The following is a 25,267-nucleotide window of genomic DNA, read 5'->3' as shown; positions in this document are numbered from 1 at the left end:
ATTTTAGTAATGGGAAGTGCCTTGATTATGCAGCCGGCGGGAGTCGAACCCGCACGCCCTAAACGGGCACAGGATCCTTAATCCTGCGCGTCTGCCAATTCCGCCACGGCTGCGATGTCGTTTGTATTGACAACCATATTATTCTAACCCAGCCCAATGAAAATGTCAAGATAACAGACTTCTAGCGCACTATTGCATTATCAAGCGCTTATCAATTCATATTATACTTGATTATTCTCACCAGTATGTTACACTGTGTTTGTAATAAAAGTTATTGATTTTGATTTGTTTTTCTCGGAAGGCGCTCAAGTACCAATTATTTAAGTTACAAAATAAAATCATTGGTGGAGCACACCAAAGGAGAAACATATCATGGAAAAAGGCACAGTAAAGTGGTTTAACGGCGAAAAGGGTTACGGTTTCGTAACTCGCGAAAACGGTGAAGATGTGTTCGCACACTTCTCAGCTATCCAAGGTGACGGCTTCAAGACTCTTGAAGAAGGTCAAGCTGTTGAATTCGAAGTTGAATCATCAGATCGTGGTTTGCAAGCTGCAAACATCGTAAAGTTGTAAGATTAAGTTCTGATACTTTCAAAACTCGCTTAGGCGAGTTTTTTTGTGTCGAAAAATCGTGGTATAATGGATATGTTATATTAAACACAAATTAAGGAGTTTAGCACACATGGCTAAGTTAGTATTAATCCGTCACGGTCAAAGTGAATGGAACGCATTGAACTTATTTAACGGTTGGATCGACACAAAGTTGTCAGACAAAGGTATCGCACAAGCTAAGGAAGCCGGCGAATTATTGGCAACTGAAGGCATCCAATTCGATCAAGCTTACACATCAGTTTTGACACGTGCCATCACAACATTGCATTATGCATTGGAAGAAGCTGGACAATTGTTCATTCCGGAAGCTAAGTCATGGCGTTTAAATGAACGTCATTACGGTGCTTTACAAGGCCAAAATAAAGCTGAGGCTGCAGAAAAGTGGGGCGACGAACAAGTGCACATTTGGCGCCGTTCATATGATGTGTTGCCACCATTGTTGGACGGTTACGATAAAGAAATGACTGTTCAAGGAAAGACATACCCCGCCTTTGATCGTCGCTACGCAGATGTTCCTGAAGGCGAATTGCCATTAGGCGAAAACTTGAAGATTACTTTGGAACGCGTTTTGCCTTTCTGGGAATCAGATATTGCCCCACAATTGCAAGCTGGTAAAAACGTTGTTATTGCTGCCCATGGTAACTCATTGCGTGCTTTGGTTAAGCATTTGGAAAACATCTCTGATGATGACATCTTAAATGTTGAAATTGCCAATGGCCAACCATTGGTTTACGATTTAGCTGATGATTTGTCAGTTGTTTCTAAGAAGACTTTGAGCAAGTAATAAAAAAGCCAACACACTAATCAATGTGTTGGCTTTTTTATGTCGTCTACAATTAAGAAAATAAAAGACCAACCACAAATGGTTGGTCTTTTAAAATTGCCCCTGCTGGATTCGAACCAGCGCATGTCGGTACCAAAAACCGATGCCTTACCACTTGGCGAAGGGGCAATAGTTAATCTTTTTAGCCGCTAACTATTAAATCGGCTATGGGAGCGGTAGGATTCGAACCTACGAACCCGAAGGAACGGAGTTACAGTCCGTCGCGTTTAGCCAGACTTCGCTACACTCCCATGTCTCAAACAACTATACTATCATAACAAATTATGGAACTATTGACAAGTCTTTTTAATGTTTTAATTAAAACACCCACAACCAAGCGTCAGTAATTTTATATTCGTGGCCGAATAGCCTTGTTTATATGTACGCCATTCATTATACTAGAATAAGGTAAAATTCTTCATCTGGAGTGATATTATATGATTATTGCTGTGACAAACAAGCAACGTCGGCAAGCAGTGCTCGTACTAGCTATTGCCTTATTGTTAGCTATTCTCGTTAAACTCAATTTCATAATCCCCGTCGCACTAGATGGTTGGATGCATAGCTGGTTTAATAGCTTCCAAAGTAACTTTGGCGACGTTATTATGACTATAGCTACTTTTTTAGGCAACCCTGTTGTTGATATCGTTTATACACTAATTTTAGCTGGCGTATTAATTCTTGCTAGATTGCGTATTCCAGCCGTTTGGGCCATTATCACACTATTAACAGGTGATATCGTCTTAAAAATAATACAGTTTTTAATCCAGCGATCACGTCCTGTTGGGCATTTAATTGGTGATAGCTCACCAGCCTTCCCAAGTGGTCACGTATTCGGACTATTCGTGGTTATATTCATAGTTAGTATCCTTATTATCCCAAACATTAACAATATTGCCATACAGTTCACCATGCAATGGGCTGCCTTCTTGATTGGCGGACTAACCTTGATGAGCCGTATCTACTTCAATGCCAATTTCTTCAGTGATACCATTGCTGCTATACTATTTGCTTATGCTTGGGTTGTTTTCGCGGCAACCTGTTATGCTAAATTGGCCAAATATTTGAAAGCACGTATTCCGTTTTTCAAATACGACGAAATTTAATTTAAAAAGGACATGATGTTATTATCATGTCCTTTTTCATATCATAGTTTATTAATCCATCATTGTCCAATGGTGTAATCTGAATCATCCATCGCTTCAACCGCACCCAGCAAATAGCCATTACCTACACCAGAGAAGAAATCATGATTAGCTGTAGATGTTGAAATACCATTCATGACAACCGGATTCACATCCTCTGCACCATCTGGGAACATTGGCTCTTGCCCCAGATTCATGAGTGCCTTATTGGCATTGTAGCGCAAAAATGTTAATACTTGTTCTGTCCAACCTAAATCATCATACAATTCGTGTGTATACTTTTCTTCGTTTTCGTATAATTCATAAAGTAAATCATACATCCAGCTTTGAAGTGCTGTTGCTTCTGATTCAGGCAACTTATTAAAGCCTATTTGAAACTTATAACCGATATACGTTCCATGAACAGACTCGTCACGAATAATTAATTTAATAATTTCAGCAACATTTAACATTTTATTATGTCCCAAGAAATACAACGGTGTATAGAAACCAGAATAGAACAAAAATGTTTCAAGAAATACTGAAGCTATTTTCTTTTCTAATGGCGTACCTGTTTGGTAAATATCATTGATACGATTAGCTTTGTACTGTAAAAATTCGTTAGAATCTGCCCAATCAAATATCGCTTCAATTTCTGATTTTTCGTTTAATGTTTCAAAAATAGAAGAATATGACTTAGCATGCACAGATTCCATAAATTGTATATTGTTTAAAACGGCTTCCTCTTTTTGATTCACAACGTCTAACCTCAGAGAGGCCATACCATCTTGTGATTGTAATGTATCAAGCGTTGTTAAACCACCAAAAACTAAATTCAAGGTTTGCCGCTCTTGGTCAGACATATTACCACGCCATGTCCTCAAATCATTAGAAATCGGAATACGTGTATCAAGCCAGAATTGCTGTGTTAGCTTTTCCCAAGTTGCCTTGTCTAACTCATCTTCAATATTATTCCAGTTAATTGCTGTATATGAATTATCTTTTATATGTTTCACAGTTATTCTCCAAATAATGGTTTCATTAAATTATACACTTTTTCGGCATCAAATTTGCTGCCTCTCAGTTCGTAAGCAAACAACATTGGCACATCAAATTGTTCGGCGTAACGTTTCCCAGTAAGATTAAATTGCACATTGAAATTTCGATTACCGGATCCAACGATTCCCCTTAAATAACGTCGATTATTGCCAAAGGCAATATATTCTCCCAGCGCATTCGTAAATATTTCTGTCACTTCTGGTCCAGCCCCGGTTCCACCCGTTAAGTAGGTGGGGACAATAGCGATAAAAGGCGCTGTTTCATTAGCATAGTCCGTTTCTTCCCCAATCATTCGGGCGTCTACTTTATCACCATACTGCGCCGCAACCCGTTGTAATTTTTCAACAAAGGACTTGGTATTACCCTCTGTTGAAGCATACAAGACTGTCATTTTTACCATAGGTCCCCCTGTCTCCTTAATCAAATATTCATATCTTATGTACAGATAAACACCTACTTAGCATTTATCTTTTAACTCAGATTAGATTGAGCAACTTTCACATTCATTAACACCAGACTCTTGGTTGTCGTCTGTAAAAGTACGTACATAATATAACGACTTGATACCCTTATTAAAGGCATAGTGACGCAAAATAGTTAAATCGCGCGTTGTCATTTTATCCGTTCTACCTTTTTTCCATTCGTAAAGCTTATCAGAAAGTGTTGAGCGCATAAATAATGTCAACGCCATTCCTTGATCAATATGCTCTTGTGCAGCAGCATAGACATCTATTACTTTACGCATATCCGTGTCATAGGCCGATACGTAATATGGCATAGTTTCATCACTTAAACCAGGCGCTGGATAATATACCTTACCAATCATCCCTTCTTGACGTTCTTCGATCTTATTCACAATAGGTAATAACGTTGCCGTTGTGTCGTTAACGTATGAAATAGAACCTGTTGGTGCAATCGCATGGCGGTATGCATGATACATGCCATATTTTGCAACGTCGTCTTTCAATGTCAACCAATCATTTTTAGTTGGCAGATGGTGTGGCGCAAAAGCTTGCGCAACCTTTTGCGTTTTAGGCTGCCAATCATTGTTAATATACTTATCAAAGTAGGCACCATTAGCATACGTTGACTTCTCAAACTCATAAAATGTTTCGTGACGCTCTTTTGCAATGCGCATAGATGACTTAATAGAATAATAATTCAGCGTCATAAAGAAAGTTGTTGTAAAGTCCAGCGCTTCTTCATCACCATAGTACATTTGATTTTGTGCAAAATAAGCTGCTAATCCCATTGCGCCAAGACCAATAGCATGCTTTTCTTTATTACCTTTATCAATTGAAGGTACCACATCAAGATTAGATGTGTCTGATACAAATGTCAAGGCACGCACCATTGTATCAACAGATGTATCAAAGTCTTGCGTTGCCATCATATTAACGATATTGATGGATCCCAAGTTACAACTGACATCTGACCCTAAACGCGTATACTGCTGCCCATTATCAATGTCTGAAGGTCTTTGCACTTGCAAAATTTCAGAACAGAGGTTAGAAGAGACAATTTTACCTGCAATTGGGTTTTCTCTATTAGCTACATCAATGTTGATAATATAAGGATACCCAGACTCTTGCTGAAGTTTTGAAATTTCTTCTTCTAACATGCGTGCATCAACACGATACTTGGTAATTGCATCATTTTCAACCATATTATCGTATTCCGCTGTTATATCAACATAATTGAATGATTGGCCATACACTTTTTCCACATCAACTGGGCTAAACAAGTACATTGTCTTATTTTGGCGAACTAATTCGTAGAATTTATCTGGTACCGTAAGCCCCAAAGATAGTGTCTTCACACGCACTTTTTCATCAGCATTTTCTTTTTTTGTTGACAAAAAGGCCATAATGTCTGGGTGGAAAATAGATAAGTAGACAACACCAGCACCTTGACGAGCACCAACCTGCGATGAAAATGTAAATGAATCTTCTAACAATTTCATAATGGGTACAACACCACCAGCTGAATTAGCAATGCCCATAACAGGTGCCCCAGCCTCGCGAACATTGGAAACATTAATACCAACCCCGCCACCCATCTTAGATAACTGCAATGCTGAATTAATTGTACGTCCAATTGAATTCATATCATCAGATGTTTGAATGATAAAGCAAGATACCAACTCACCTCGCCGTGCACGACCAGCATTTAAAAAGCTAGGGGTTGCTGGTTGATAACGTTGATGAATCATTTCATCAGCCAACTTAAGTGCCAATGACTCTTGACCGTTAGCATAATACAAAGCATTCATAGCCACACGGTCTACATATGTTTCGACATAGTATTGGCCATCATTTGTTTTTAGTGCATACTGATTATAAAACTTAAAAGCAGCCATAAAAGACTTGAAATTAAAATGTTCACCTTCAAGATAAGCATATAATTTTTCAATAAATGACAAATCATATTGTGCGATAAATTCTCGTTCAATGAATTGATTATCAAACAGCCAATCAAATCGTTGAGCTAATGAATCAAATTTCAAAACATTTGGCCAGACATTTTCTTTCAAAAAGGCATCTAGCGCCTCTTGATCTTTATCTAACTGTATTTGATTATTCTTGGGTATATTAACCTGATTATTTAGGTCAAAATATGTTACTTCATCTATGTTAATCTCTTTTAACGGCATTATACTTATCCTTCCGATTGGCTAATCACTTGGCAAATAAAAAAACATCGATTGGTCGCTCGATGTTATCAATCACTTTAAGATTAAGCCGAAATCTTTTTTAATACATCTGGACGGAATCCAGAAAACTTAGGCATTCCTTCAATTGATACAACCGGCGTCTGACGGAAACCATCAGCTTTTAATTCATCAACATACTCAATCTCTTCTTCAATATTTATTTCTCGAAATGGAATACCCTGTGTTTCCAGAAACTTTTTAGTCATCTTGCACTGTACACAATCATATTTTGTATAAACGGTTACTTTCTCCATAATGTTAACACCCACTTTTTAAAATATTTAATCAATTAAATTCAAAGAACTATGTACTAGTTAGTTTACCTATTTTTCAAAAATAAACAAGGACAATATGTGTGTTCACAAACAGTTGTTCGACACAAGTCAATGAAACCAACATATCTCTGATTCAAACAGGCGAAAAATTCACAATGTCAAGAAATGCTTGTTGAAAACATTGCCATATCAAGCGTTTAGCGCATTTGTTCACAAATGAAATATCTAGTTTTTTATCATAAAACAGGCAGTATACCTAGTCTACCAAATTTTTACCGACTATCATTCATAAAATTAGTTTTCATGTTGCGAAAATATGTTCGCTTTTATATCCATTTAGCATTTTATTAAGGTACATTGTTCGTCTTATTTGAAAAAGTTATAATTTTAATAATTTTACAATATTCAGTCTGATTTTCTGGTATAATAGCCGGTAGTTATAATAAGAAAAGAGGTTTACGAATTTGGATTCTGGTCCGTCTATGCTCCTTAACTTTTTCATTATTGTTTTGGTGCTGTTGCTAGCTATTTTGTTCACACTGACTGAATATTCTTTGGTTAAGGTGCGTCTCAGTGCACTTCGTGATTTACAGGAAAATCGAGAAAAGCCTTCACGAAATATAGCAAATGCCATCCACATGGTAACACATTTAACTGAATATCTTTCCACTGCACAAGTTGGTATTACGCTAACCAGTCTGATTTTGGGTTGGGTTGGTGAAGCGACTGTTGCAAAAATTATCCTCGGCACTGGACTTTTACCAGTTGAGTACTCAGCCATTGTTTCTTCTGTATCAGCAATGATTATTTTTACCATTGTTCACGCTGTATTTACCGACTTGGTACCAAAAAACATCGCGATTGAGTCTCCTGTCAAGGTACTACTTTTCATTGTTCGTCCCGTGCGCTTTTTCCATATCGCACTCTTCCCAATGATTTGGGCGTTAGACCACTTATCCAACGTCATCACACATTTGTTAGGCTTTAGAACTGATGGTGAGGAAGATATCTATTCTCAAACTGAAATTCTATCATTGTCTAAAAATGCTGCTGCGGCTGGTGAGTTGGACGAAGAAGATTTAACCTTTATGCAGCGCGCATTTGAAATGAATGATAAAGTTGCGGTTGATATTATGATTGATCGTACTTCTATGACAGCAATTGATGTGAAAACGCCAATTGCTGATGCCCTCAATTTGTACTTACAAGAACGCTATTCTCGCTTCCCCGTGATTGCTGATAACGACAAAGACAAGGTGCTTGGCTACGTCTTTAACTATGACCTCGTCAGACAAGCACGAATTAATGACAAAGACCCCGTATCAAAAATCATGCGTGATATCCCAGCGGTACCTGAAAATATGGATCTTCATGATGTCATGGATGAAATGATTATTAAGCGCTCACCAATTGCCATCGTAGTCGATGAATATGGTGGCACTAGTGGTCTAATTACCGATAAAGATATTTATGAAGAATTATTTGGTACGGTACGTGACGAAATTGATGATGTTTCAGACGACTACATTGAAAAGCTCGGTGATCATCGCTACAAGGTGTCAGGTAAAATGACGCTTTATGATTTTGAAAGATACTTTAGTCAAACGATTAAAGAATTAGAAGAAGATGATGCCGTCACATTAACTGGTTACGTTTTAAATCACGATCCAGAATTCAGAGCTGGCGATACCATGAAAGTGGCTAACTTCCAATTCACAGCTTTAGATTACGACAATGCCTATATTTCCGAATTTATTGTTCAGGTGTCTCCAACACCACGACAAGATCGTAACAATAATGGTATTTTTGATGAAGATGAAATGACTAATAAAAATAACGAGCAACCATCTGAAAAAGCTGCCACGAACTAAAACCACAAATGTGGTTTTTTTTTACAAGCTTTTACATACAAATGATAAAATAAAAGTAATCTATTATTAGGAGGTTTGTACTTGTTGCTAATCAATATTAATGATTAAACAATAAGCACACCATATTATGGCTATTAATCTTTATATTGTTCGCCACGGCGAAACTTACTTTAACTTCTTACATCGTTTTCAGGGTTGGTCTGATGCACCACTAACGCCTAAGGGTATCCAACACGGCATTGATGCAGGTGAGCGCCTTAACAATATCCACTTTGATGGTGCCTATTCATCTGACTTAACCCGTGCAATCCACACAGCACGCTATATTCTACAAAACAACACGACGCAATCACCCAAAGAGCCTACCCAACTTTTTGATTTCCGCGAACAATTCTTTGGCTCATTTGAAGGTATTAATGGTGAAACTGTCACCACAACACTACAAGCCTATAAAACAGAGAACTTTGGCACCTACGCCAATCTCGTTGCAAAATATGGTATGGCTGATGCAATGGACACTGTTGCATTAGCTGATCCTTATCATTTTGCTGAGAATGATCAAAAATGGTGGCATCGCGTATCTCACGGTTTTGCAGATATTCAATCACGCCATTCAGATGGTGATAATGTATTAATTGTATCCCACGGCACCACCATCCGCGGTATTGCTGAAAAGTTAGGACGCCATGATTTAGCTGGCGAACCCGTTAAAAACGGTGCAGTAATGCAAATTGCGCTATCAGTAGATCATGCTGACATTATTCGTTTTAATGATGATAGCACCGTTTTTTAACCCGTTTTCGTGGACAAGTCACTTGAAAACTGTTACACTTTAAACATCATATTAATGAAGGAAGTAAAGCACATTGTTGAACAAATTTTAAGATTCCGCATATCAAAATAGATTGTCTATTTTTGTGTGCATTTCTTGAGATTGGTTTGCAGCTTTGCCCTTAACACGTCAAAATGCCCCCAGTCTCGTTTATAAGTTACTGGAGGTATTTTTTTATGACTGAACAACATGTCACTAATCAAGGACAACGCCGCGTCTTTTTAATTGGTTTATCGACTAATGCAAGTAATATTGACTACGAATTAGAAGAATTAGCTAATTTAGCCAAAGCTAATCAACTCATCCCCGAAATCATTTTTTCACAAAAGCTTGAACGACCAAACCCAGCAACTTACTTTGGTAAAGGTAAGGTTGATGAACTTGCCGAAGCGGTTAAAACATATGATGTGGATATGATTGTCGCCAACGACGAATTATCCCCATCCCAAATTCGCAACCTAGAAAAAGTAACGCAAGCAACTGTTTTGGATCGGACAGGTTTAATTTTAGACATTTTTGCACAACGCGCACAAACGAAAGCAGCAAAATTGCAGGTCCAATTAGCGCGTCTGCAATATCAACTTCCCCGCTTGCGGACCAGTATGTCGGTTAGTCTCGATCAACAAACAGGTGCCGGTGGTGGTGGCTTTACATCGCGAGGTTCTGGTGAAACAAAACTCGAAGAGTCGCGTCGTCGTATTACGTCGCAAATGGTTCATATTAGACAAGAATTAGCTGATTTATCGAAGGGTGAAGATACACGTTCGGCACGGCGAACGGCTAATAATCTGCCTAATGTCGCATTGGTTGGTTACACCAACGCCGGCAAATCAACGTTAATGAACCGCTTATTGGCTCGTTTTGGTATCGGAGCCGAATCTGATGACACCAAACAAGTTTTTGAAAAGGATATGCTATTTGCCACATTAAATACAACTGTACGGCAACTCACCTTACCAGATAAGACACAATTTTTACTCAGTGATACAGTTGGCTTTGTTTCTAAACTGCCACATAACCTTGTTGCAGCTTTCAAATCAACATTACAAGAAGCTGCGCAAGCTGATTTACTCTTACAAGTTGTAGATATCTCGGACCCACATTATAAAGATATGATGACTACGACAGAAAACACCTTACGCGAAGTTGGTATTACTAACATACCAATGGTGACTGTTTACAATAAAGCCGATAAGACAACGCTCAATTATCCAGATGTTTCGGGCGAAAACGCAATTACCTTATCAGCACTTGAAGCAGCATCTCAGGATGCGCTCATTACGTTAATTCAAAAACATGTCTTTAAAGATAACGAAACTGTGACGTTACATATACCATTTGATCAAGGGGCCGTACAAGCAAAATTAGCAGCCAATCATACTTTTATTGCGGAAAATTATGATGATTCAGGTACGTTGTTGACAGTCGAACTATCACAATTAGAGCTTGAACAATTTAAAAAATATATTATTTGATTAAAAAACATCAACTTTTTGTTGGTGTTTTTTTATCGGGATGACGAGATTTGAACTCACGGCCTCTGTGCCCCGAACACAGCGCTCTACCAAACTGAGCTACATCCCGTAATGAGATTATTCTATTACAAAAAAGCAATAAATGCAAAAAAATCGCCACAAAAAAACACCATCTACTATCGTTAATAGATGGTGCTTGATATAGTTCCCAATTGAATAACGCAAATAAAATATTAACGCTTTGAGAATTGTGATGCCTTACGGGCTTTCTTCAAACCTGGCTTCTTACGTTCCTTCATTCGTGAGTCACGTGTCAACAAACCTGCTGACTTCAATGCTGCACGGAAATCAGGATCAACTGTCAACAACGCGCGGGCGATACCGTGACGTGTTGCACCAGCTTGACCAGAATAACCACCACCAATAACGTTAACTAATACATCGTAGTTACCCAATGTTTCAGTAGCGTTGAATGGTTGCAAAACAACTTCACGCAAGTTAGCGAAAGGAATATATTCTTCGATTGACTTGCCGTTCATTGTGATTTGGCCATTACCTGGAACCAAACGCACACGAGCAACTGAGTTCTTACGACGGCCTGTGCCGGCATATTGTACTGCTGTAGCCATAATTTAAATTCTCCTTTCTTAAACCAACTTGTTGATGTCAAGTGCTTCAGGTTGTTGTGCTGCATGGGCATGTTCTGCACCAGCATACACGTGCAAGTTCAAGCCTTGCTTACGTCCCAAAGTGTTCTTTGGCAACATACCGTGGATTGACAATTCAAGCAACTTTTCAGGGTTGAATTCACGATAGTTTCCAGCTGTGCGAGCCTTCAAACCACCTGGGTGGTTTGAGTGGTGGTAGTAAACCTTATCTGTGGCTTTCTTACCAGTCAACTTTACTTCGGCTGCATTGATAATGATTACATGGTCACCCATGTCAACGTTTGGTGTAAACGTTGGCTTGTTCTTACCACGCAAAATTGAAGCAACTACTGTTGACAAACGTCCCAAAACGACGTCTTTGGCATCAATAATATACCACTTCTTTTCGATTTCACCTGGTTTTGCTAAAAATGTTGTACGCATGTTTGCGCTCCTTTGATTAGTTGTTTACAGGCGTAGCCGTTCCTTGCTACGCAATTACAATAAGTTTCCGGGGCTTATCGTGAGGTAAACAATACCGTGTTCTATCTTACCTAAAATAAGGGTTATTGTCAATGGTTTTGGCAAAATCCATTCACAAATCGTGCTTAATTGGCAGGGTGCTCACCATAGTCAATTTCGTCCAAGTACAAGCCGCTCGCTGGTGCAGTAAAACGGGCCTGCTCACGGTCCTTGACTGCAATTAAACGTTGAATATCGTGTATTTCACGGCGACCATTGCCAATTTCTAGCAACACGCCTACCATGATTCGAATTTGATTATATAAAAAAGCATTTCCCTCAAAAACAAATACCAATTCTTGCTCGTCTGGCTTCTCAATCAATTGTGCTGAAGTAATCGTGCGAACTGTCGATGCCGTTTGATTACCCGAAGCAGCAAAACTAGCAAAATCATGTTCGCCTATTAAATCAGGTAGTGCTTCCTGAATTCGACTTGTGTCTAAATGCCAATGAAAATGGCCAGTGTAATGGCGTTTAAACGGGTCCGTAAATGCTGTCGTAGACACACGATAAAAATAACGTTTGGCATGTGTACTGAATCTAGCATGAAAATCATCAGAAACTTTCGTAACTGCTTTGATAAGAATATCTCTTGGTAAGAGTGTATTCAATCCCTTGCTCACGCCGACAGGATTAATATCGAATGGTAAATCAAAATGCACCACCTGCCCAAAAGCATGCACGCCAGTGTCTGTTCGGGAAGCCCCGACTACTTTAATGGGTGTGACAGGCTGCTTAGCCATTTGATTGACGGCTTTATTAAGTTCACCTTGTACCGTGCGTTGGACTTCAACACCACTTTTAGTTTGTACTTGAAAACCAAAAAAATTGCTGCCATCATATGCGACTATTGCTTTATATCGTGTCATGACTATTGCACCTCATTGATGCACTCCTTAATTTTCTAAAATCCTGTGACTATTTTGATACCAAAAAAGATAATCACAAAAAAAACAATGGTAAAAAAAGCAATATAATCATTCCGGTCATAATGCAGTATACGATAGCGTGTGCGCTGAACTGCATCTTTAAATCCTCTGACTTCCATTGCGTTGGCTAGATCTAGCGCGCGCTGTAGTGCACCAACAAACAACGGAATAAGTAATGGAATAATTGCTTTAGCCCGCTTAATTGGGCCACCAGTTGAAAAGCTCATGCCTCGTGATTTCTGGGCATTCATAATTTTTTGCGTCTCATCCATGAGTAAAGGTACAAAGCGTAACGCAATTGATAGCATCAGCGCCAATTCGGCAACTGGCACTTTGATTTTTTTTAGAGGTCCCAACAAGGATTCAATAGCATTAGCTATGCTCGTGGGGGGTGTTGTCAAAGTTAGAATGGTTGACATTAAAATAATTAAAACAAAGCGCACCATCACATAAATCGCGTTCACTACCCCTGGCACAGTCACACTTAGCGGGCCTAAATGCCATAATACTGGCGAACCTGGAGTAAATAGTAACTGTAAAATAACAGTGAATAAAATTAACCAAAAAATGGGCTTCAAGCCATCCCAATATAATTTAAAAGATTGGCCAGTAAATTTAATTAAACCAACAACAAAGACAGCTGACCAAAGATAGGTTTGCCAATTGTTCGCCCACAACATCACAAAAATGTAGATAAATGTCCCAATCATTTTAGTACGTGGGTCAAGACGGTGAATGAGCGACTCGCCGGGCACAAAGCGACCAATCATAATATTATTCATGTTGCGCCCCCTTATTGATTAATGAAGCTAAATCTTGTAAATTGAGTGGTCTGCGTGGCAAAATAAGCCCAGCCGCCTTCATTTTTTCAGCAAATTGGCCTGCTTTGGGTAAATCTAGCATCAAGTCTTGAAACCAAGATAAATCACGATTAAACAAAACTTTTGGTGCTTCTTGCGCTACGATTCTGCCCTCATGCATCACAATAACTTGGTCAGCAACGGTGACTACATGTTCCATCTGATGGGAAATAAATACAACAGTCTTGCCCATTTTTTTCAACTCTAAAACAAGTGCCAGTAATTCAGCTTGCCCACGCGGGTCAAGACCGGCTGCTGGTTCATCTAAAACAATCACCGAAGGATCACTAGCTAAAGTGCCTGCCATTGCCACGCGACGCATTTGCCCACCAGAAAGATCAAATGGTGATTTCGACCATAGATTTTCTGACACGCCGATACGCGTTAATGCTTGCTCAGCGGCTATTTTGGCTGCCGCTTTCGTCATACCAAAATTTAATGGCCCATACATCACATCTTCAATTACCGTATTAGCAAACAATTGATTTTCCGGAAATTGAAAAACAATACCCACTTTTTGTCGCAATTGGATAAGTTGCTTTTCCTTGGTACCTGATGTGAGTTTAAAATCATCAATCAAAACTTGCCCTGTTGTTGGCTTTAATAGCCCATTAATATGTTGAATAAGTGTTGATTTACCTGAACCAGTTTGTCCAATAATCGCCGTTATTTCACCAGTTGGCATATTCACATTAATATCATGTAATACATCTTGTGATAATGTTGTCCCAGCCCCATAAGTAAAGTTTACTTGCTCAAATCTGATAGCCACTGAATTAATTCTCTTTCGTCTAAGTATTTTTCAGGATGATTGTGCAACTGTGAGGCCAACTCTCCTGAAAAAGGTAATTCTAAGCCGCTGTCACGTAGCATAGTCTGTTGGCTAAACACTTGATGCGGTGTGCCGTCCAAAATGAGTTGCCCATCATTAATAACTACGACACGATCCGCTAATGCAGCCTCATCCATATCATGTGTAATCGTTATTAACGTCAATGCTTTGCCAAATCGCTCTCTAAGTGACGTTAAAGTCGCCATGACCATTTGTCTACCCGCTGGATCCAGCATTGCAGTTGCTTCATCTAAAATAATAATTTTAGGCTTTAAAGCAAGCACACTAGCGAGCGCTACACGCTGTTTTTGACCACCAGAAAGCATATGCGGCTCGCGATCTTTAAACGCCTGCATATCGACAATCGTGAGTGCTTCCTCAATTAATCTTGGCATCTCGATACTAGCAACTTGCTTATTTTCTAAGCCAAAGGCGACATCATCAGCCACTGTTGCACCGACAAACTGATTATCTGGATTTTGGAAAACCATGCCAATCTGTTCTCGAATACGGTAAACCGTTTCGGGACTTAATATATCATCAAAAACACTAATGGTTCCGCCAGTCGCGGCAATTAGTCCTAATATCAGTTTAGCTAATGTTGATTTACCTGAACCATTATGCCCAACTAATGCTACCCATTCACCAGTTTCAATATCGAGATTAAAATCATCGAATAAATTCTGATCAGAATCATAACTGTATTTTAAATTGTTAATTTTAATTGCTTTTGTCATTAGACCTTATTTTATCATAGGTTGCTCGTATTATACTATTATTAGTTTATGCCATATGTTATTAACAGACACGTTACTTCACAAACTTATTTTCAGGTAAACTCTTTTAAAATAACGGAAATTAGTCTATAATAAAATAGATATTTCACAAGAATATTAGACAATTCACAATAAGGAAGAAAATAGTCATGGCAGAAAAAAACATTGTCATTGTTGGTGCTGGATTTGGTGGTGTATTTGCAGCAAAAACTTTGTCAAAGAAGTTAAAATCACATAAAGAATATAATATCATTTTGATTGATAAGCATTCTTACTTCACGTACATGACAGAATTGCACGAAGTGGCTTCACAACGTGTTGCACCTAAACACGTACAAGAAGATTTAGAACATCTCTTCTATCAGAATAAAAATGTTAAATTGTTGACTGCTGAGGTCAATGGTATTAACAAAAATGATAAAATTATTAAAACAACACATGGGGATATTAATTACGAAAAGCTTATTCTAGCTATTGGTGGTCAATCAAATGACTTTGGAACCCCCGGTGTTAAAGAACATGGTTTTGAAATGTGGTCGATGGAAGAATCCTTGAAGATTCGTAATCACGTGGAAAACATTATTGGTCAAGGTGCTGCTGAATTAGACCCTGTAAAACGTGCCCAATTACTAACGATTGCAGTTGTTGGCTCTGGCTTCACAGGTGCTGAATTGATGGGCGAATTTATTGAGCAACGACGTGTCTTGGCCCAAAACTATAAGCTAGATGAAAGTGAAATTAAGCTGGTTTTGTTGGAAGCATCACCTTCAATTCTAAACATGCTAAAAGACCGTCATTTGGCTGATAAGGCTTTCAAATATATGACTAGCAACGGTGTTGATATTCGTCTCAACTCACGTGTCACTGGTGTCAATGAAGACGGTGTCATCTTTGCTGATGAATCAACATTACCTACAAAGTCGTTAATCTGGACAGCAGGTGTTAAAGCTAAGTCATTTATTTCTGACTGGGGCTTCAAATATGGACGAGGCGGTCGTATTGAAGCTGATGATTATATGCGTGCCAAACTAGATAATGATGAATCAGCAACAGATATTTATGTTGCTGGCGATACCTTATCATATGTTGATGAAAAGACAGGCCCTGTCCCACAAACCGTAGAAGGTGCTGAAAGTGCTGCTCGTACAGCATCTCATAATCTGTTAGCTGATCTTGGCTTTGGTCAAGCTAAGACATTTTCTGAGTTGGTTAAGTATCATGGCTTCGCTGTGTCTATTGGCTCACATTACACCGTAGCTAGTCTCATGGGCTTAAATTTCTCTGGTTTCTTCGCTAGCTTGGCAAAACACGGCATCAACCTATTCTTTTACTCTCAAATTCGTTCAATGTATTCAATTTTCCACTATATGATGGATGAGTTTTTCCGGACAGAAAATGGCCGTAATCCTTTCCAAGGTACGATTTCACGTCTCGGTAACGTGTTATGGTCTACACCATTACGTCTGTTTCTAGGTATCTTTTGGATTTTAGCTGCAGTTGGTGGACTCGGTGACCTCAACATGCTCTTCTGGCAGCATGGTCTAGCTAGTTTCATTGAAATTGTGGCTGGTGCAGGTATTTTACTTGGTCTCTTCACTTGGCCACTTGCTGTTGTTTCAATTATTTTAACAATCACAGCGTGGGCTACTAATGGCTTTGATATGACACACTGGTTCATTTTGCTTTCAAGCATTGCTATTATGAATGGTTCTGGCCGTGGATTTGGTTTGGATTTCTATGTTGTGCCATTACTTCAAAAGCTATTCGGTGGACTTTGGTATGGTAAAGCTAAGTCAATTTATGATGATTTAGATAAGTAAGTTATAATAATAAAGTGCGATACTTAGTTTCTCGCACTTTGTACATAATACCTGTATACTTATCAGTAAGTATACTTGAGAGAAATAGAGAAAAATTAACATGTCTACGCCTACTTTACCCAAATTTTGGGAAGATTTTCCTGAATTATCTGCACCTTTGCAGGCTGTCTTAGAAGATATGTCTGCAAGTTGGCACATTGGTTTTGAAGAAATCGACACTGCCATTCGATCCCAGCTCAATGCTGGAAAACTTATTAGACCAGCACTCACCCTATTATTTTCTAGATTAAGTGATAACCCTTACAACGCTAAGGCTATTTCACTTGGTGCTAGCCTTGAATTACTCCATCTAGCAACGTTGATTCATGATGACATTATTGATGAATCTAAATTACGTCGCGGCCATGAAAGTATTCAAAGTCAATTTGGCAAAGATACTGCCGTCTACGCCGGCGACTATCTATTGACTGGTATGTTTTCACTTTTGGAGCGCGCCGACAAACCCGCTGCTAATAAACTCGCTCTAAAAGCCTTACAAGAAATACTGTTTGGCGAGCTTGTTCAAAAGCAAAATAGATATAATTTGTCTGCTGATTTTAACTCTTATTTAACTCAAATTAAAGGTAAAACAGCAGCATTGTTTAGATTGAGCGTTAGTTTTGGTGTCATTAGTGGAGACAATTACAGTGAACCTTTACTAGAAACGGTCAGTCATCTCGGAGAAAATATTGGTGTCACCTTCCAATTACTAGATGATTATTTGGATTTTGAGTCAATCACACAAGATTTATCACTTGGCAAGCCAGTGGGCCAAGATATCCGTAACGGCATCTATACAGCCCCCATACTCTTTGCGCTAGCAGATCCGGTAATTTCTGACAAAATAATACCTTTATTAGCCAAGCGTGATGATATTAGCGACATAGAAATGATGACTTTGCATACCTTGATTACTGAAAGTAATGCCATGGTGAAATTATCAGATTTATTGACTAACTATACTGAATCCTTAAAGCAGATGATTCAGTCATTACCTGATGAAGGCATTCGATTACAGCTCGAACAGCTAAGCGGTATTTTACTCAACCGTAAATATTAATAGAACATATAAAAAATCCTTGAAGTTTTTATAACTTCAAGGATTTTTAGATGTGATGATAATTATTAATCAACAAGTTCCAAGATGACCAATTGAGCGGCATCGCCACGACGTTGGACAGTCTTGAGAATTCGTGTATAACCACCATTACGTTCAGCAAAGCGAGGTGCAACGTCATCAAACAACTTTTGCAAAGCTGATTGGACTTTCACGTTGTCGCCGTCTTCGATAACGTCAGCAACTTCGTTGCGGACAAAGGCAGCAGCTTGACGGCGAGCCGCCAAGTCACCACGCTTACCTAATGTAATCATCTTATCAGTAGTCTTACGAACTTCTTTGGCGCGAGCTTCAGTTGTTGTGATACGACCATTAATCAAAAGATCAGTGGTTAAATCACGTAACATCGCTTTACGTTGTGAAGATGTACGACCCAACTTACGATATGGCATTGGTGAATCCTCCTTTTTAGTAGTTTAAAGACATGTGTTAATCTTCCTTGCGGAATCCTAAGCCCATTTCTGTTAGCTTTTCTTGGATTTCGTCAAGTGATTTCCGACCGAGATTACGCACCTTCATCATGTCGGCTTCAGTGCGATCTGTCAACTCCACAATGGTGTTGATACCGGCCCGTTTGAGACAATTATAAGAACGAACTGATAAGTCCAAATCTTCAATTGGCGCTGAATCTGACGCACTAGCTGCAACAGGTTCTGCTTCTACCATAACATTGGCTTCAGCTGCCACTGGAGATATGTCCATGAACAAGTTCAAATGTTCGGCCAAAATCTTTGAACCGAGGCTCAAAGCATCACTTGGCTTGATTGAACCATTTGTCCAAATATCAAAAGTGAGCTTATCATAATCATCACGTGATCCAACACGTGTGTTTTCAACATGATAGTTCACACGTTCGATAGGCGTATAAATTGAGTCAACTGCCAACACGCCGATAGGCATTTCGTCGCGCAATTGCTTATTCTCGTCAGCCGATGAATAACCACGACCTTTAACTGCCGTGACCGTCATATGCAATGACTTACCTGCTGCCACAGTAGCGATATGCAAATCAGGATTCAAAACTTCTACATCAGCTCCTGCTTGCAAATCAGCAGCAGTAACATCTGCAGGACCTTGAACATCAATTTCAAGGCTACGTTCATCATCTGAATCAATCGCCAACACAACTTTCTTAAGGTTTAAGATAATTTGTGTGACATCTTCAACAACGCCATCCACTGTTGAAAATTCGTGGACAACGCCGTCAATTTGAACCGTATTAACGGCTGCGCCCGGAAGCGATGAAAGTAAGATACGACGCAATGAGTTACCTAGCGTTGTACCGTATCCACGCTCAAGAGGTTCTACGACAAACTTGCCATAGTGCGCATCCTCTTCGATGTTATGAATATTTGGCTTTTCAAATTCAATCATCTGTAATTCTTACCCCTTCTTTCAAAGCAAGAGCAATGAAAATCAATTAAACACGACGACGCTTTGGTGGGCGTGATCCGTTGTGGGGAACTGGTGTAACATCTTTGATTGATGTTACTTCCAAGCCAGCTGCTGCCAAAGCACGGATAGCTGATTCGCGACCAGAACCTGGCCCCTTAACAGTAACCGCAACAGTGCGCATGTTCATTTCCATGGCACCCTTTGCTGCTGCTTCCGCTGCCATTTGAGCAGCGAATGGTGTTGACTTACGACTTCCTTTGAAGCCAAGTGCACCGGCTGATGACCAAGCAACTGCGTTACCTTGAACATCAGTAATCATGACGATAGTGTTGTTGAATGTTGAATGGATGTGAGCCACACCAGCTTCAATATTCTTTTTCACACGACGCTTACGCGTTGTACGACCTGCCATAATGTTTGCCTCCTTTTCAATACTTTTCGTATAATTTCTCGGGTTAACTTAATAACCAACATTACGCAACTATGGTTGCGATAATCATGTGCCGTATCGATTAGGATACAACAGAAAAAGATAATCTTAGATTACTTTTTCTTGCCAGCAATTGCCTTAGCTGGGCCTTTACGTGTACGAGCGTTGTTCTTCGTGTTTTGTCCACGAACGGGCAAGCCCTTACGATGACGAATGCCACGGTATGAAGCGATTTCTTGCAATGATTTGATATCCAAAGATACCTTACGACGCAAGTCTCCTTCAAGTTGCAAGTTTAACTTGTCAACTGTTGCACGGATGGCGTCTTCTTGATCTGCAGAGAGATCACGAACACGGACGTCTTCAGATACGCCAGCTTCAGCCAAAATCTTTTGTGCAGTAGTATTACCGATTCCGTAGATGTATGTTAAGCCAATGACAATACGCTTGTCACGTGGCAAATCAATACCTGCTATACGAGCCATAACAAATTACCTCCTATTTATATTTTGAAAACGACGATTATGTCTATTTACAATAACTATTTATTCTGCGTAGTTCTGAAAATTACTTTCCAGCGCGTTGCTTATGCTTAGGGTTAGCTGAGCATATGATCATTGTCCGACCATTACGCTTGATAACGCGGCAAGCATCACACATCTTCTTAACTGATGGGCGTACCTTCATAATCTATTCCTCCTATTCGGTTAACTGATTATTCCAAATCACTTCTTAACGGAAACGATAAGTAATACGACCCTTTGTTAAGTCGTATGGTGACATTTCGACTGTGACACGATCACCTGGCAAGATTCGAATAAAATTCTTACGAATTTTACCCGAAACGTGTGCCAAAATTACAGCGCCATTTTCGAGTTCTACTTGGAACATCGCATTTGGTAAAGTTTCTTTAACTTTACCTTCAATTTCGATGACATCATTGGCCATGCACTTAACCTCCTGTATTAATCATGTTCAACATTGCTGATAAGTGCTTAACCTATCAAATTATACCAGAAATACTGGCATTTCTCAATGTGATTTTAGAAACTTTTATAAGTTGTCCAAAACTGCTTTCACATCATGATACACCTCGGCCAGTTCACGTCCGCCATCGATTGTGTGAAGCACACCTGCACGCTTGTAATAATCTACAAGTGGCAAATTAGCGGCTTTATTAACTTCCAAACGGTTATCAATAACTTCAGGTGTATCGTCTGCGCGACCACGTCCTAACAGACGTTCACGCAGTAATGAATCAGAAACTTCAAAATAAAGTGTTGCAGAAACGGCAGAGTTGTTTTCAGCTAAATAGTGATCTAAAAACTCAGCTTGTGCTTCATTTCTGGGATAGCCATCTAACATAAACCCATTAGCCTGAACATCATCTTGATTCAAACGATCGGCAACCATCGCATTTGTGATTTCGTCAGGGACCAAGTTCCCAGCGTCCATGTATTCACGCGCCTGCTTACCTAATGATGTATCATTAGCTAAATTGGCACGGAAAATATCTCCTGTAGAAATATGAACAGTAGGGTAGTCCTTCACAATAAATTCTGCCTGTGTGCCTTTACCAGCACCTGGCAAACCCAACAAAATCAAATTATTAGCCATTAGTTGCCTCCCGAGTTGCTAACTGTTTTTTCGTAATAAACCCAATATAATTTCTCTTTTGCATCAAACCATCAATTTGACGTATTAAGTCAAGTGCAACACCAATAGCAATTAATAAGCTGGTGCCCCCTAGACCAATTTTTTCGTTCAAACTCCATACATCTGACGCGATGAGTGGCACTAGTGCCACGAAACCTAAGAAGATAGAGCCAACAAAGCTCAAGCTCAAAAGTAACTGTGACACAAATGCTTTTGTCTCATCACCAGGACGTACACCAACGATGTAAGCCCCCTGCTTTTGCAAATTTTCAGCTAACTTTTCTGGGTTAACTTGCACAAAAGCATAAAAGTATGTAAAGACAATGATTAATACGGTATAAAGAATTGCACCTGGTAGTGTCGTCATACTGAAAATCTGTTGCATCACTTGATACCATTGTGCCGAAGCAAATTTATCTTGGAATGCAAACAAAATTGTCTGTGGTGTACTAATAAACGACGAAGCAAAGATAACCGGAATAACGCCAGAAACGTTAACTTTAAGTGGCAAATAAGCTTCACTACCATATGATACTGCAGAACGCGTGTACTGCATTTGCAAACGACGAGTAGCTTCATAGAACCATGTTGTAATACCAATAATCAAGATCATTGCTGTTATCAACACAGCCATAAAGACAATACCGTTTGTTAAATCATTTGAATTTGCTTGTAAAATATTTTCTTTGAAAATTTCATACAAACCTTCAGGTGCCTGTGCAATGATGCCAGCAAAGATGATCATAGAAACACCGTTTCCAAGTCCCTTTTCAGTTATCATTTCACCTAGCCACATCGCAAAAAATGTCCCAATCGTCATTACTGAACCAATGACGATAAATGACATGACATTGTTTGTTTGGCTAACTAACCCGTAGGCAGACAGCGAGTTAAACCCTGCTGTAATACCAACGGATTGAACAAAGGCAAGTACAAGGGTTAACCAACGTGTGGCATTGTTCAACTTTCGCCGACCAACTTCACCCTGCTTACTCCATTCAACAAAGCGAGGCACGATATCTAATTGCAAAAGTTGCACAACAATTTGTGCCGTCACGTATGGTGAAACACCCATTGCAAACAATGAATAGTTCATCAAGCCACCACCAGAAAAAATGTTCAAAATGTTCATTAATCCTGAGTTAGCCATATTCGCCATAGCTGAAGGGTTGACACCTGGCACCGTAATATGTGTGCCAATTCTGTAAATAAACAGAATTAAAAACGTCCATCCCAACTTTTTACGAATATCTTTTTCACGTACTGCATTAAATAACGTGCGTAGCATTAAAGTACCTCAGTTGTTCCACCGGCTTGTTCAATAGCAGCCTTAGCAGCGCCAGAAAACTTATGTGCCTTAACAGTCAACTTCTTTTCAAGTTGACCGACAGCCAAAACTTTGATACCTGACTTTTGATTTTTAACAATACCGTTTTCAATCAAAAGTGCTGGCGTCACTTCTGTACCATCAGCAAATGTGTTCAACTTTTCCAAGTTAACCACAGCGAATTCCTTACGTGAAATGTTAGTAAATCCACGCTTTGGAATACGACGGTACAAAGGCATTTGTCCACCTTCAAACCCCAAACGCACTTTGCCACGAGCCTTTTGACCCTTTTGACCACGTCCGGATGTCTTACCGTTTCCTGATGACGTACCGCGACCTACACGGTTACGCAACTTGCGTGAACCGGCAGCAGGTTGTAATTCGTTCAAGTTCATCTTTCGGTACCTCCTATTTTAATAGTTTATTACTTTACTTCTTCGACGCTTACTAAGTGTGCAATGTGGAAAATTGCGCCACGAGTAGCTTCGTTGTTAGGCTTCACCACTGAGCTAGACACACGACCAAGCCCCAAAGACTTAACAATCGCACGTTGCTTAGGTAAGCGATGAGCCGCACTTTTAATCAAAGTGATTTTCAAATCAGCCATTTTATCGCTCCTTATTCAGCCAAGTGTTCCAAAGAAACACCACGCAAAGCTGCTACTTGTTCTGCATCTTTCAAACTTGTCAAAGCATCAAAAGTTGCGCGAACAACGTTAACTGGTGTAGCTGAGCCAAGTGACTTCGCAGTCACATCAGCAATACCTGCTAGTTCCATAACAGAACGTGCGGCACCACCGGCTGCAACACCAGATCCTTCTTCGGCTGGCTTGATCAAGATCTTACCGCCGCCCCATACGCCAAGGACGTCGTGAGGAATAGTCGTTGAAACTGTAGGAACAGTAATCAACTTACGCTTAGCGTCTTCGATAGCCTTGCGGATAGCTTCAGGCACTTCTTGTGCTTTTCCTGTACCAAAACCAACATGTCCTTGCTTATCACCAACGACAACCAACGCAGCAAAACGCAAACGACGACCACCCTTGACAACCTTTGTGACACGGTTAATAGCAACAACGTTTTCTTCTAATTCACCAAGTGACTTAGGGTTAACGAATTCAACCATTTTTTATATTCCTCCTTTCCTTAGAACTTCAATCCGTTTTCACGGGCTGATTCTGCCAATGCTTGAACACGGCCGTGATATAGGTAACCACCACGATCAAAGATAACATCTTCGAATCCTGCAGCCTTACCACGTGTTGCGATCAATTCACCAACTTTAGTAGCTTGTTCTGTTTTTGTACCTGATACTTCTGCATCATGGCTTGAGGCACTTGCTAGCGTTACACCCGCTACGTCATCAATTAATTGCGCGTAGATGTTTGCATTAGAACGAAAAACGTTCAAACGTGGGCGAGCAGCAGTACCAGAAATCTTTCCACGAACGCGCTTGTGACGCTTAACGCGGAGCTTGTTTTTATCTGGTTTTGAAATCATAGCTGTGCTTTCCTTTTCTGATGGCTATATGCCATTTAAAATTTATTTTGAGAGTTAAGATAATCGTGCTAAGTAAATTACTTTTACTTACCAGTCTTACCTTCCTTACGACGAACAACTTCGCCTTCGTAACGAATACCCTTGCCCTTATATGGTTCAGGTGAACGAACGGCACGAATTTCAGCGGCTAAGTCACCAACACGTTGCTTTGAAATACCTGAAACTTTAACAGTCAAAGCATCTGGTACTTCAACAGTTAAGTCTTCACGGTCTTCAAAATCAACAGGGTGTGAATAACCAACTGACAAAGTCAATTTTGAACCTGACTTTGCAGCACGGTAACCAACACCAACAAGCTTCAATGTCTTAGTGAATCCTTCTGAAACACCTTCGACCATGTTCGCAACGTTAGCACGTGTTGTACCGTGCAAAGCTTTTGTTTTGTTGTCGTCACTTTCGCGAGTGAATGCTACTTCAGTACCTTCGACAGACATTGAAATTTGTGAAGCAATTTCACGTGACAATGTGCCTTTAGGGCCTTTAACAGTAACAACTGTACCTTCTTGAGATACTTCAACACCAGCAGGAAGTGTAATTACTTTATTTCCAATACGGCTCATGGTAAGTCTCCTTT

At 39.7% G+C, this 25,267-nt stretch carries 31 protein-coding genes and 4 tRNA genes; 8 read left to right on the top strand and 27 right to left on the bottom strand.

Annotated features, from left to right (window positions below; genetic code table 11):
- Positions 1-28 precede the first annotated feature (28 nt).
- A tRNA-Leu gene (locus FAZ25_RS04045) sits at positions 29-113 on the bottom strand.
- A 259-nt stretch (positions 114-372) separates the two neighbouring features.
- On the opposite strand from FAZ25_RS04045, the gene FAZ25_RS04040 reads away from it, so the two are divergent.
- Positions 373-573, top strand: a complete 201-nt coding sequence (locus tag FAZ25_RS04040) for a cold-shock protein (RefSeq protein ID WP_004899341.1) — start codon at positions 373-375, stop codon at positions 571-573.
- A 109-nt stretch (positions 574-682) separates the two neighbouring features.
- Complete coding sequence (gene gpmA, locus FAZ25_RS04035; protein ID WP_004899344.1) at positions 683-1,396, top strand: 2,3-diphosphoglycerate-dependent phosphoglycerate mutase; 714 nt, start codon at positions 683-685, stop codon at positions 1,394-1,396.
- A 96-nt stretch (positions 1,397-1,492) separates the two neighbouring features.
- On the opposite strand, the gene FAZ25_RS04030 is transcribed toward gpmA, so the two are convergent.
- Positions 1,493-1,564: transfer RNA gene (locus FAZ25_RS04030), tRNA-Gln, on the bottom strand.
- Positions 1,565-1,603: 39 nt separating this feature from the next.
- Positions 1,604-1,686 (bottom strand) — tRNA-Tyr (locus FAZ25_RS04025).
- A 186-nt stretch (positions 1,687-1,872) separates the two neighbouring features.
- Here FAZ25_RS04025 and FAZ25_RS04020 point away from each other — a divergent pair.
- Positions 1,873-2,541: a phosphatase PAP2 family protein gene (locus tag FAZ25_RS04020; protein ID WP_004904427.1), complete on the top strand. Its 669-nt coding sequence runs from the start codon at positions 1,873-1,875 to the stop codon at positions 2,539-2,541.
- A gap of 59 nt (positions 2,542-2,600) precedes the next feature.
- On the opposite strand, the gene nrdF is transcribed toward FAZ25_RS04020, so the two are convergent.
- The 4 genes from nrdF to nrdH all read right to left on the bottom strand — a co-directional run bounded on the left by nrdF (position 2,601) and on the right by nrdH (position 6,585).
- Entirely contained in the window at positions 2,601-3,575 is a 975-nt protein-coding gene (gene nrdF / locus FAZ25_RS04015; protein WP_192269785.1) for a class 1b ribonucleoside-diphosphate reductase subunit beta, read from the bottom strand.
- A 2-nt stretch (positions 3,576-3,577) separates the two neighbouring features.
- The gene (locus tag FAZ25_RS04010; protein WP_048801689.1) at positions 3,578-4,018 is read right to left on the bottom strand and encodes a class Ib ribonucleoside-diphosphate reductase assembly flavoprotein NrdI; all 441 of its coding nucleotides are present in this window, start codon (positions 4,016-4,018) and stop codon (positions 3,578-3,580) included.
- Between the two features lie 81 nt (positions 4,019-4,099).
- Positions 4,100-6,271 (bottom strand): class 1b ribonucleoside-diphosphate reductase subunit alpha, encoded by a 2,172-nt coding sequence (nrdE, locus tag FAZ25_RS04005; RefSeq protein WP_004899357.1) that lies wholly within the window; start codon positions 6,269-6,271, stop codon positions 4,100-4,102.
- Between the two features lie 83 nt (positions 6,272-6,354).
- The gene (gene nrdH, locus FAZ25_RS04000) at positions 6,355-6,585 is read right to left on the bottom strand and encodes a glutaredoxin-like protein NrdH (protein ID WP_004904428.1); all 231 of its coding nucleotides are present in this window, start codon (positions 6,583-6,585) and stop codon (positions 6,355-6,357) included.
- A 485-nt stretch (positions 6,586-7,070) separates the two neighbouring features.
- Between nrdH and FAZ25_RS03995 the strand changes: the two genes are divergently transcribed.
- From FAZ25_RS03995 to hflX, 3 genes are all read left to right on the top strand, one after another.
- Positions 7,071-8,477 carry a hemolysin family protein gene (locus tag FAZ25_RS03995; protein ID WP_004899359.1) on the top strand — a complete coding sequence of 469 codons (1,407 nt, stop codon included), beginning with the start codon at positions 7,071-7,073 and terminating at the stop codon, positions 8,475-8,477.
- Positions 8,478-8,604: 127 nt separating this feature from the next.
- Positions 8,605-9,270 (top strand): histidine phosphatase family protein, encoded by a 666-nt coding sequence (locus FAZ25_RS03990; RefSeq protein ID WP_100665077.1) that lies wholly within the window; start codon positions 8,605-8,607, stop codon positions 9,268-9,270.
- Positions 9,271-9,485: 215 nt separating this feature from the next.
- Entirely contained in the window at positions 9,486-10,784 is a 1,299-nt protein-coding gene (hflX, locus tag FAZ25_RS03985; RefSeq protein ID WP_040177462.1) for a GTPase HflX, read from the top strand.
- Between the two features lie 35 nt (positions 10,785-10,819).
- On the opposite strand, the gene FAZ25_RS03980 is transcribed toward hflX, so the two are convergent.
- The 7 genes from FAZ25_RS03980 to FAZ25_RS03950 form a co-directional block, all read right to left on the bottom strand.
- Positions 10,820-10,893: transfer RNA gene (locus FAZ25_RS03980), tRNA-Pro, on the bottom strand.
- 124 nt (positions 10,894-11,017) lie between these two features.
- Complete coding sequence (gene rpsI, locus FAZ25_RS03975; protein WP_004899371.1) at positions 11,018-11,413, bottom strand: 30S ribosomal protein S9; 396 nt, start codon at positions 11,411-11,413, stop codon at positions 11,018-11,020.
- A gap of 18 nt (positions 11,414-11,431) precedes the next feature.
- Positions 11,432-11,875 (bottom strand): 50S ribosomal protein L13, encoded by a 444-nt coding sequence (rplM, locus tag FAZ25_RS03970; protein ID WP_004899373.1) that lies wholly within the window; start codon positions 11,873-11,875, stop codon positions 11,432-11,434.
- 164 nt (positions 11,876-12,039) lie between these two features.
- Positions 12,040-12,822 carry a tRNA pseudouridine(38-40) synthase TruA gene (truA, locus tag FAZ25_RS03965; protein WP_048801690.1) on the bottom strand — a complete coding sequence of 261 codons (783 nt, stop codon included), beginning with the start codon at positions 12,820-12,822 and terminating at the stop codon, positions 12,040-12,042.
- Positions 12,823-12,857: 35 nt separating this feature from the next.
- Positions 12,858-13,664, bottom strand: a complete 807-nt coding sequence (locus FAZ25_RS03960; protein WP_048801691.1) for an energy-coupling factor transporter transmembrane protein EcfT — start codon at positions 13,662-13,664, stop codon at positions 12,858-12,860.
- Positions 13,657-14,514: an energy-coupling factor transporter ATPase gene (locus FAZ25_RS03955; protein WP_004899382.1), complete on the bottom strand. Its 858-nt coding sequence runs from the start codon at positions 14,512-14,514 to the stop codon at positions 13,657-13,659. The genes FAZ25_RS03960 and FAZ25_RS03955 overlap by 8 nt, the downstream gene beginning before the upstream one ends.
- A complete protein-coding gene (locus tag FAZ25_RS03950; protein ID WP_040190653.1) occupies positions 14,490-15,311 on the bottom strand; it encodes an energy-coupling factor transporter ATPase in 822 nt (273 codons plus the stop codon). Before FAZ25_RS03950 ends, FAZ25_RS03955 begins: the two co-directional genes overlap by 25 nt.
- 188 nt (positions 15,312-15,499) lie before the next feature.
- On the opposite strand from FAZ25_RS03950, the gene FAZ25_RS03945 reads away from it, so the two are divergent.
- On the top strand, positions 15,500-17,170 hold the full coding sequence (locus FAZ25_RS03945) for an FAD-dependent oxidoreductase (RefSeq protein WP_100665080.1): 1,671 nt from the start codon (positions 15,500-15,502) through the stop codon (positions 17,168-17,170).
- A 100-nt stretch (positions 17,171-17,270) separates the two neighbouring features.
- Positions 17,271-18,269, top strand: coding sequence for a polyprenyl synthetase family protein (locus FAZ25_RS03940; protein ID WP_004904433.1), 999 nt, complete (start codon positions 17,271-17,273; stop codon positions 18,267-18,269).
- Between the two features lie 65 nt (positions 18,270-18,334).
- Here FAZ25_RS03940 and rplQ read toward each other — a convergent pair whose 3' ends face one another.
- The 13 genes from rplQ to rplF form a co-directional block, all read right to left on the bottom strand.
- On the bottom strand, positions 18,335-18,718 hold the full coding sequence (gene rplQ / locus FAZ25_RS03935; RefSeq protein ID WP_004899394.1) for a 50S ribosomal protein L17: 384 nt from the start codon (positions 18,716-18,718) through the stop codon (positions 18,335-18,337).
- A gap of 37 nt (positions 18,719-18,755) precedes the next feature.
- Positions 18,756-19,700 (bottom strand): DNA-directed RNA polymerase subunit alpha, encoded by a 945-nt coding sequence (locus FAZ25_RS03930; RefSeq protein WP_004899399.1) that lies wholly within the window; start codon positions 19,698-19,700, stop codon positions 18,756-18,758.
- 46 nt (positions 19,701-19,746) lie between these two features.
- A complete protein-coding gene (rpsK, locus tag FAZ25_RS03925) occupies positions 19,747-20,133 on the bottom strand; it encodes a 30S ribosomal protein S11 (protein ID WP_004899402.1) in 387 nt (128 codons plus the stop codon).
- A gap of 131 nt (positions 20,134-20,264) precedes the next feature.
- Entirely contained in the window at positions 20,265-20,636 is a 372-nt protein-coding gene (rpsM, locus tag FAZ25_RS03920; protein ID WP_004899407.1) for a 30S ribosomal protein S13, read from the bottom strand.
- An 82-nt stretch (positions 20,637-20,718) separates the two neighbouring features.
- Positions 20,719-20,838 (bottom strand): 50S ribosomal protein L36, encoded by a 120-nt coding sequence (gene rpmJ, locus FAZ25_RS03915; RefSeq protein ID WP_002816013.1) that lies wholly within the window; start codon positions 20,836-20,838, stop codon positions 20,719-20,721.
- 45 nt (positions 20,839-20,883) lie between these two features.
- Entirely contained in the window at positions 20,884-21,099 is a 216-nt protein-coding gene (gene infA, locus FAZ25_RS03910) for a translation initiation factor IF-1 (RefSeq protein ID WP_002816015.1), read from the bottom strand.
- Between the two features lie 105 nt (positions 21,100-21,204).
- Positions 21,205-21,768 carry an adenylate kinase gene (locus tag FAZ25_RS03905; RefSeq protein ID WP_004899432.1) on the bottom strand — a complete coding sequence of 188 codons (564 nt, stop codon included), beginning with the start codon at positions 21,766-21,768 and terminating at the stop codon, positions 21,205-21,207.
- Complete coding sequence (gene secY / locus FAZ25_RS03900; protein ID WP_004899434.1) at positions 21,761-23,095, bottom strand: preprotein translocase subunit SecY; 1,335 nt, start codon at positions 23,093-23,095, stop codon at positions 21,761-21,763. The genes FAZ25_RS03905 and secY overlap by 8 nt, the downstream gene beginning before the upstream one ends.
- Positions 23,095-23,529 (bottom strand): 50S ribosomal protein L15, encoded by a 435-nt coding sequence (rplO, locus tag FAZ25_RS03895; RefSeq protein WP_004899436.1) that lies wholly within the window; start codon positions 23,527-23,529, stop codon positions 23,095-23,097. Before rplO ends, secY begins: the two co-directional genes overlap by 1 nt.
- A 29-nt stretch (positions 23,530-23,558) precedes the next feature.
- A complete protein-coding gene (gene rpmD / locus FAZ25_RS03890; protein ID WP_004899438.1) occupies positions 23,559-23,741 on the bottom strand; it encodes a 50S ribosomal protein L30 in 183 nt (60 codons plus the stop codon).
- 11 nt (positions 23,742-23,752) lie between these two features.
- Complete coding sequence (rpsE, locus tag FAZ25_RS03885) at positions 23,753-24,259, bottom strand: 30S ribosomal protein S5 (protein WP_004899439.1); 507 nt, start codon at positions 24,257-24,259, stop codon at positions 23,753-23,755.
- Between the two features lie 20 nt (positions 24,260-24,279).
- Positions 24,280-24,633, bottom strand: a complete 354-nt coding sequence (rplR, locus tag FAZ25_RS03880; RefSeq protein WP_004899440.1) for a 50S ribosomal protein L18 — start codon at positions 24,631-24,633, stop codon at positions 24,280-24,282.
- An 83-nt stretch (positions 24,634-24,716) separates the two neighbouring features.
- A complete protein-coding gene (rplF, locus tag FAZ25_RS03875) occupies positions 24,717-25,253 on the bottom strand; it encodes a 50S ribosomal protein L6 (protein WP_004904436.1) in 537 nt (178 codons plus the stop codon).
- Positions 25,254-25,267 lie beyond the last annotated feature (14 nt).

Source organism: Leuconostoc sp. LN180020, from assembly GCF_014844115.1.
Lineage (GTDB): Bacteria > Bacillota > Bacilli > Lactobacillales > Lactobacillaceae > Leuconostoc > Leuconostoc citreum.
This window is presented reverse-complemented; position numbering and strand designations above follow the sequence as displayed.

Bases quoted from the DNA above. Each gene is read 5' to 3' on its own strand.
- gpmA (WP_004899344.1), top strand. From the start codon at position 683: ATGGCTAAGTTAGTATTAATCCGTCACGGTCAAAGTGAATGGAACGCA.
- truA (WP_048801690.1), bottom strand. From the start codon at position 12,822: ATGACACGATATAAAGCAATAGTCGCATATGATGGCAGCAATTTTTTT.
- FAZ25_RS03990 (WP_100665077.1), top strand. From the start codon at position 8,605: ATGGCTATTAATCTTTATATTGTTCGCCACGGCGAAACTTACTTTAAC.
- rpmJ (WP_002816013.1), bottom strand. From the start codon at position 20,838: ATGAAGGTACGCCCATCAGTTAAGAAGATGTGTGATGCTTGCCGCGTT.
- FAZ25_RS03960 (WP_048801691.1), bottom strand. From the start codon at position 13,664: ATGAATAATATTATGATTGGTCGCTTTGTGCCCGGCGAGTCGCTCATT.
- FAZ25_RS03940 (WP_004904433.1), top strand. From the start codon at position 17,271: ATGTCTACGCCTACTTTACCCAAATTTTGGGAAGATTTTCCTGAATTA.
- FAZ25_RS03930 (WP_004899399.1), bottom strand. From the start codon at position 19,700: ATGATTGAATTTGAAAAGCCAAATATTCATAACATCGAAGAGGATGCG.
- secY (WP_004899434.1), bottom strand. From the start codon at position 23,095: ATGCTACGCACGTTATTTAATGCAGTACGTGAAAAAGATATTCGTAAA.
- FAZ25_RS03945 (WP_100665080.1), top strand. From the start codon at position 15,500: ATGGCAGAAAAAAACATTGTCATTGTTGGTGCTGGATTTGGTGGTGTA.
- rpmD (WP_004899438.1), bottom strand. From the start codon at position 23,741: ATGGCTGATTTGAAAATCACTTTGATTAAAAGTGCGGCTCATCGCTTA.
- rpsM (WP_004899407.1), bottom strand. From the start codon at position 20,636: ATGGCTCGTATAGCAGGTATTGATTTGCCACGTGACAAGCGTATTGTC.
- FAZ25_RS03950 (WP_040190653.1), bottom strand. From the start codon at position 15,311: ATGACAAAAGCAATTAAAATTAACAATTTAAAATACAGTTATGATTCT.
- FAZ25_RS04020 (WP_004904427.1), top strand. From the start codon at position 1,873: ATGATTATTGCTGTGACAAACAAGCAACGTCGGCAAGCAGTGCTCGTA.
- rpsK (WP_004899402.1), bottom strand. From the start codon at position 20,133: ATGGCAGGTCGTACAACGCGTAAGCGTCGTGTGAAAAAGAATATTGAA.
- rplR (WP_004899440.1), bottom strand. From the start codon at position 24,633: ATGATTTCAAAACCAGATAAAAACAAGCTCCGCGTTAAGCGTCACAAG.
- FAZ25_RS04040 (WP_004899341.1), top strand. From the start codon at position 373: ATGGAAAAAGGCACAGTAAAGTGGTTTAACGGCGAAAAGGGTTACGGT.
- FAZ25_RS04010 (WP_048801689.1), bottom strand. From the start codon at position 4,018: ATGGTAAAAATGACAGTCTTGTATGCTTCAACAGAGGGTAATACCAAG.
- nrdE (WP_004899357.1), bottom strand. From the start codon at position 6,271: ATGCCGTTAAAAGAGATTAACATAGATGAAGTAACATATTTTGACCTA.
- rpsE (WP_004899439.1), bottom strand. From the start codon at position 24,259: ATGGTTGAATTCGTTAACCCTAAGTCACTTGGTGAATTAGAAGAAAAC.
- rplO (WP_004899436.1), bottom strand. From the start codon at position 23,529: ATGAACTTGAACGAATTACAACCTGCTGCCGGTTCACGCAAGTTGCGT.
- rplF (WP_004904436.1), bottom strand. From the start codon at position 25,253: ATGAGCCGTATTGGAAATAAAGTAATTACACTTCCTGCTGGTGTTGAA.
- rpsI (WP_004899371.1), bottom strand. From the start codon at position 11,413: ATGGCTACAGCAGTACAATATGCCGGCACAGGCCGTCGTAAGAACTCA.
- rplM (WP_004899373.1), bottom strand. From the start codon at position 11,875: ATGCGTACAACATTTTTAGCAAAACCAGGTGAAATCGAAAAGAAGTGG.
- rplQ (WP_004899394.1), bottom strand. From the start codon at position 18,718: ATGCCATATCGTAAGTTGGGTCGTACATCTTCACAACGTAAAGCGATG.
- nrdH (WP_004904428.1), bottom strand. From the start codon at position 6,585: ATGGAGAAAGTAACCGTTTATACAAAATATGATTGTGTACAGTGCAAG.
- infA (WP_002816015.1), bottom strand. From the start codon at position 21,099: ATGGCCAATGATGTCATCGAAATTGAAGGTAAAGTTAAAGAAACTTTA.
- FAZ25_RS03905 (WP_004899432.1), bottom strand. From the start codon at position 21,768: ATGGCTAATAATTTGATTTTGTTGGGTTTGCCAGGTGCTGGTAAAGGC.
- hflX (WP_040177462.1), top strand. From the start codon at position 9,486: ATGACTGAACAACATGTCACTAATCAAGGACAACGCCGCGTCTTTTTA.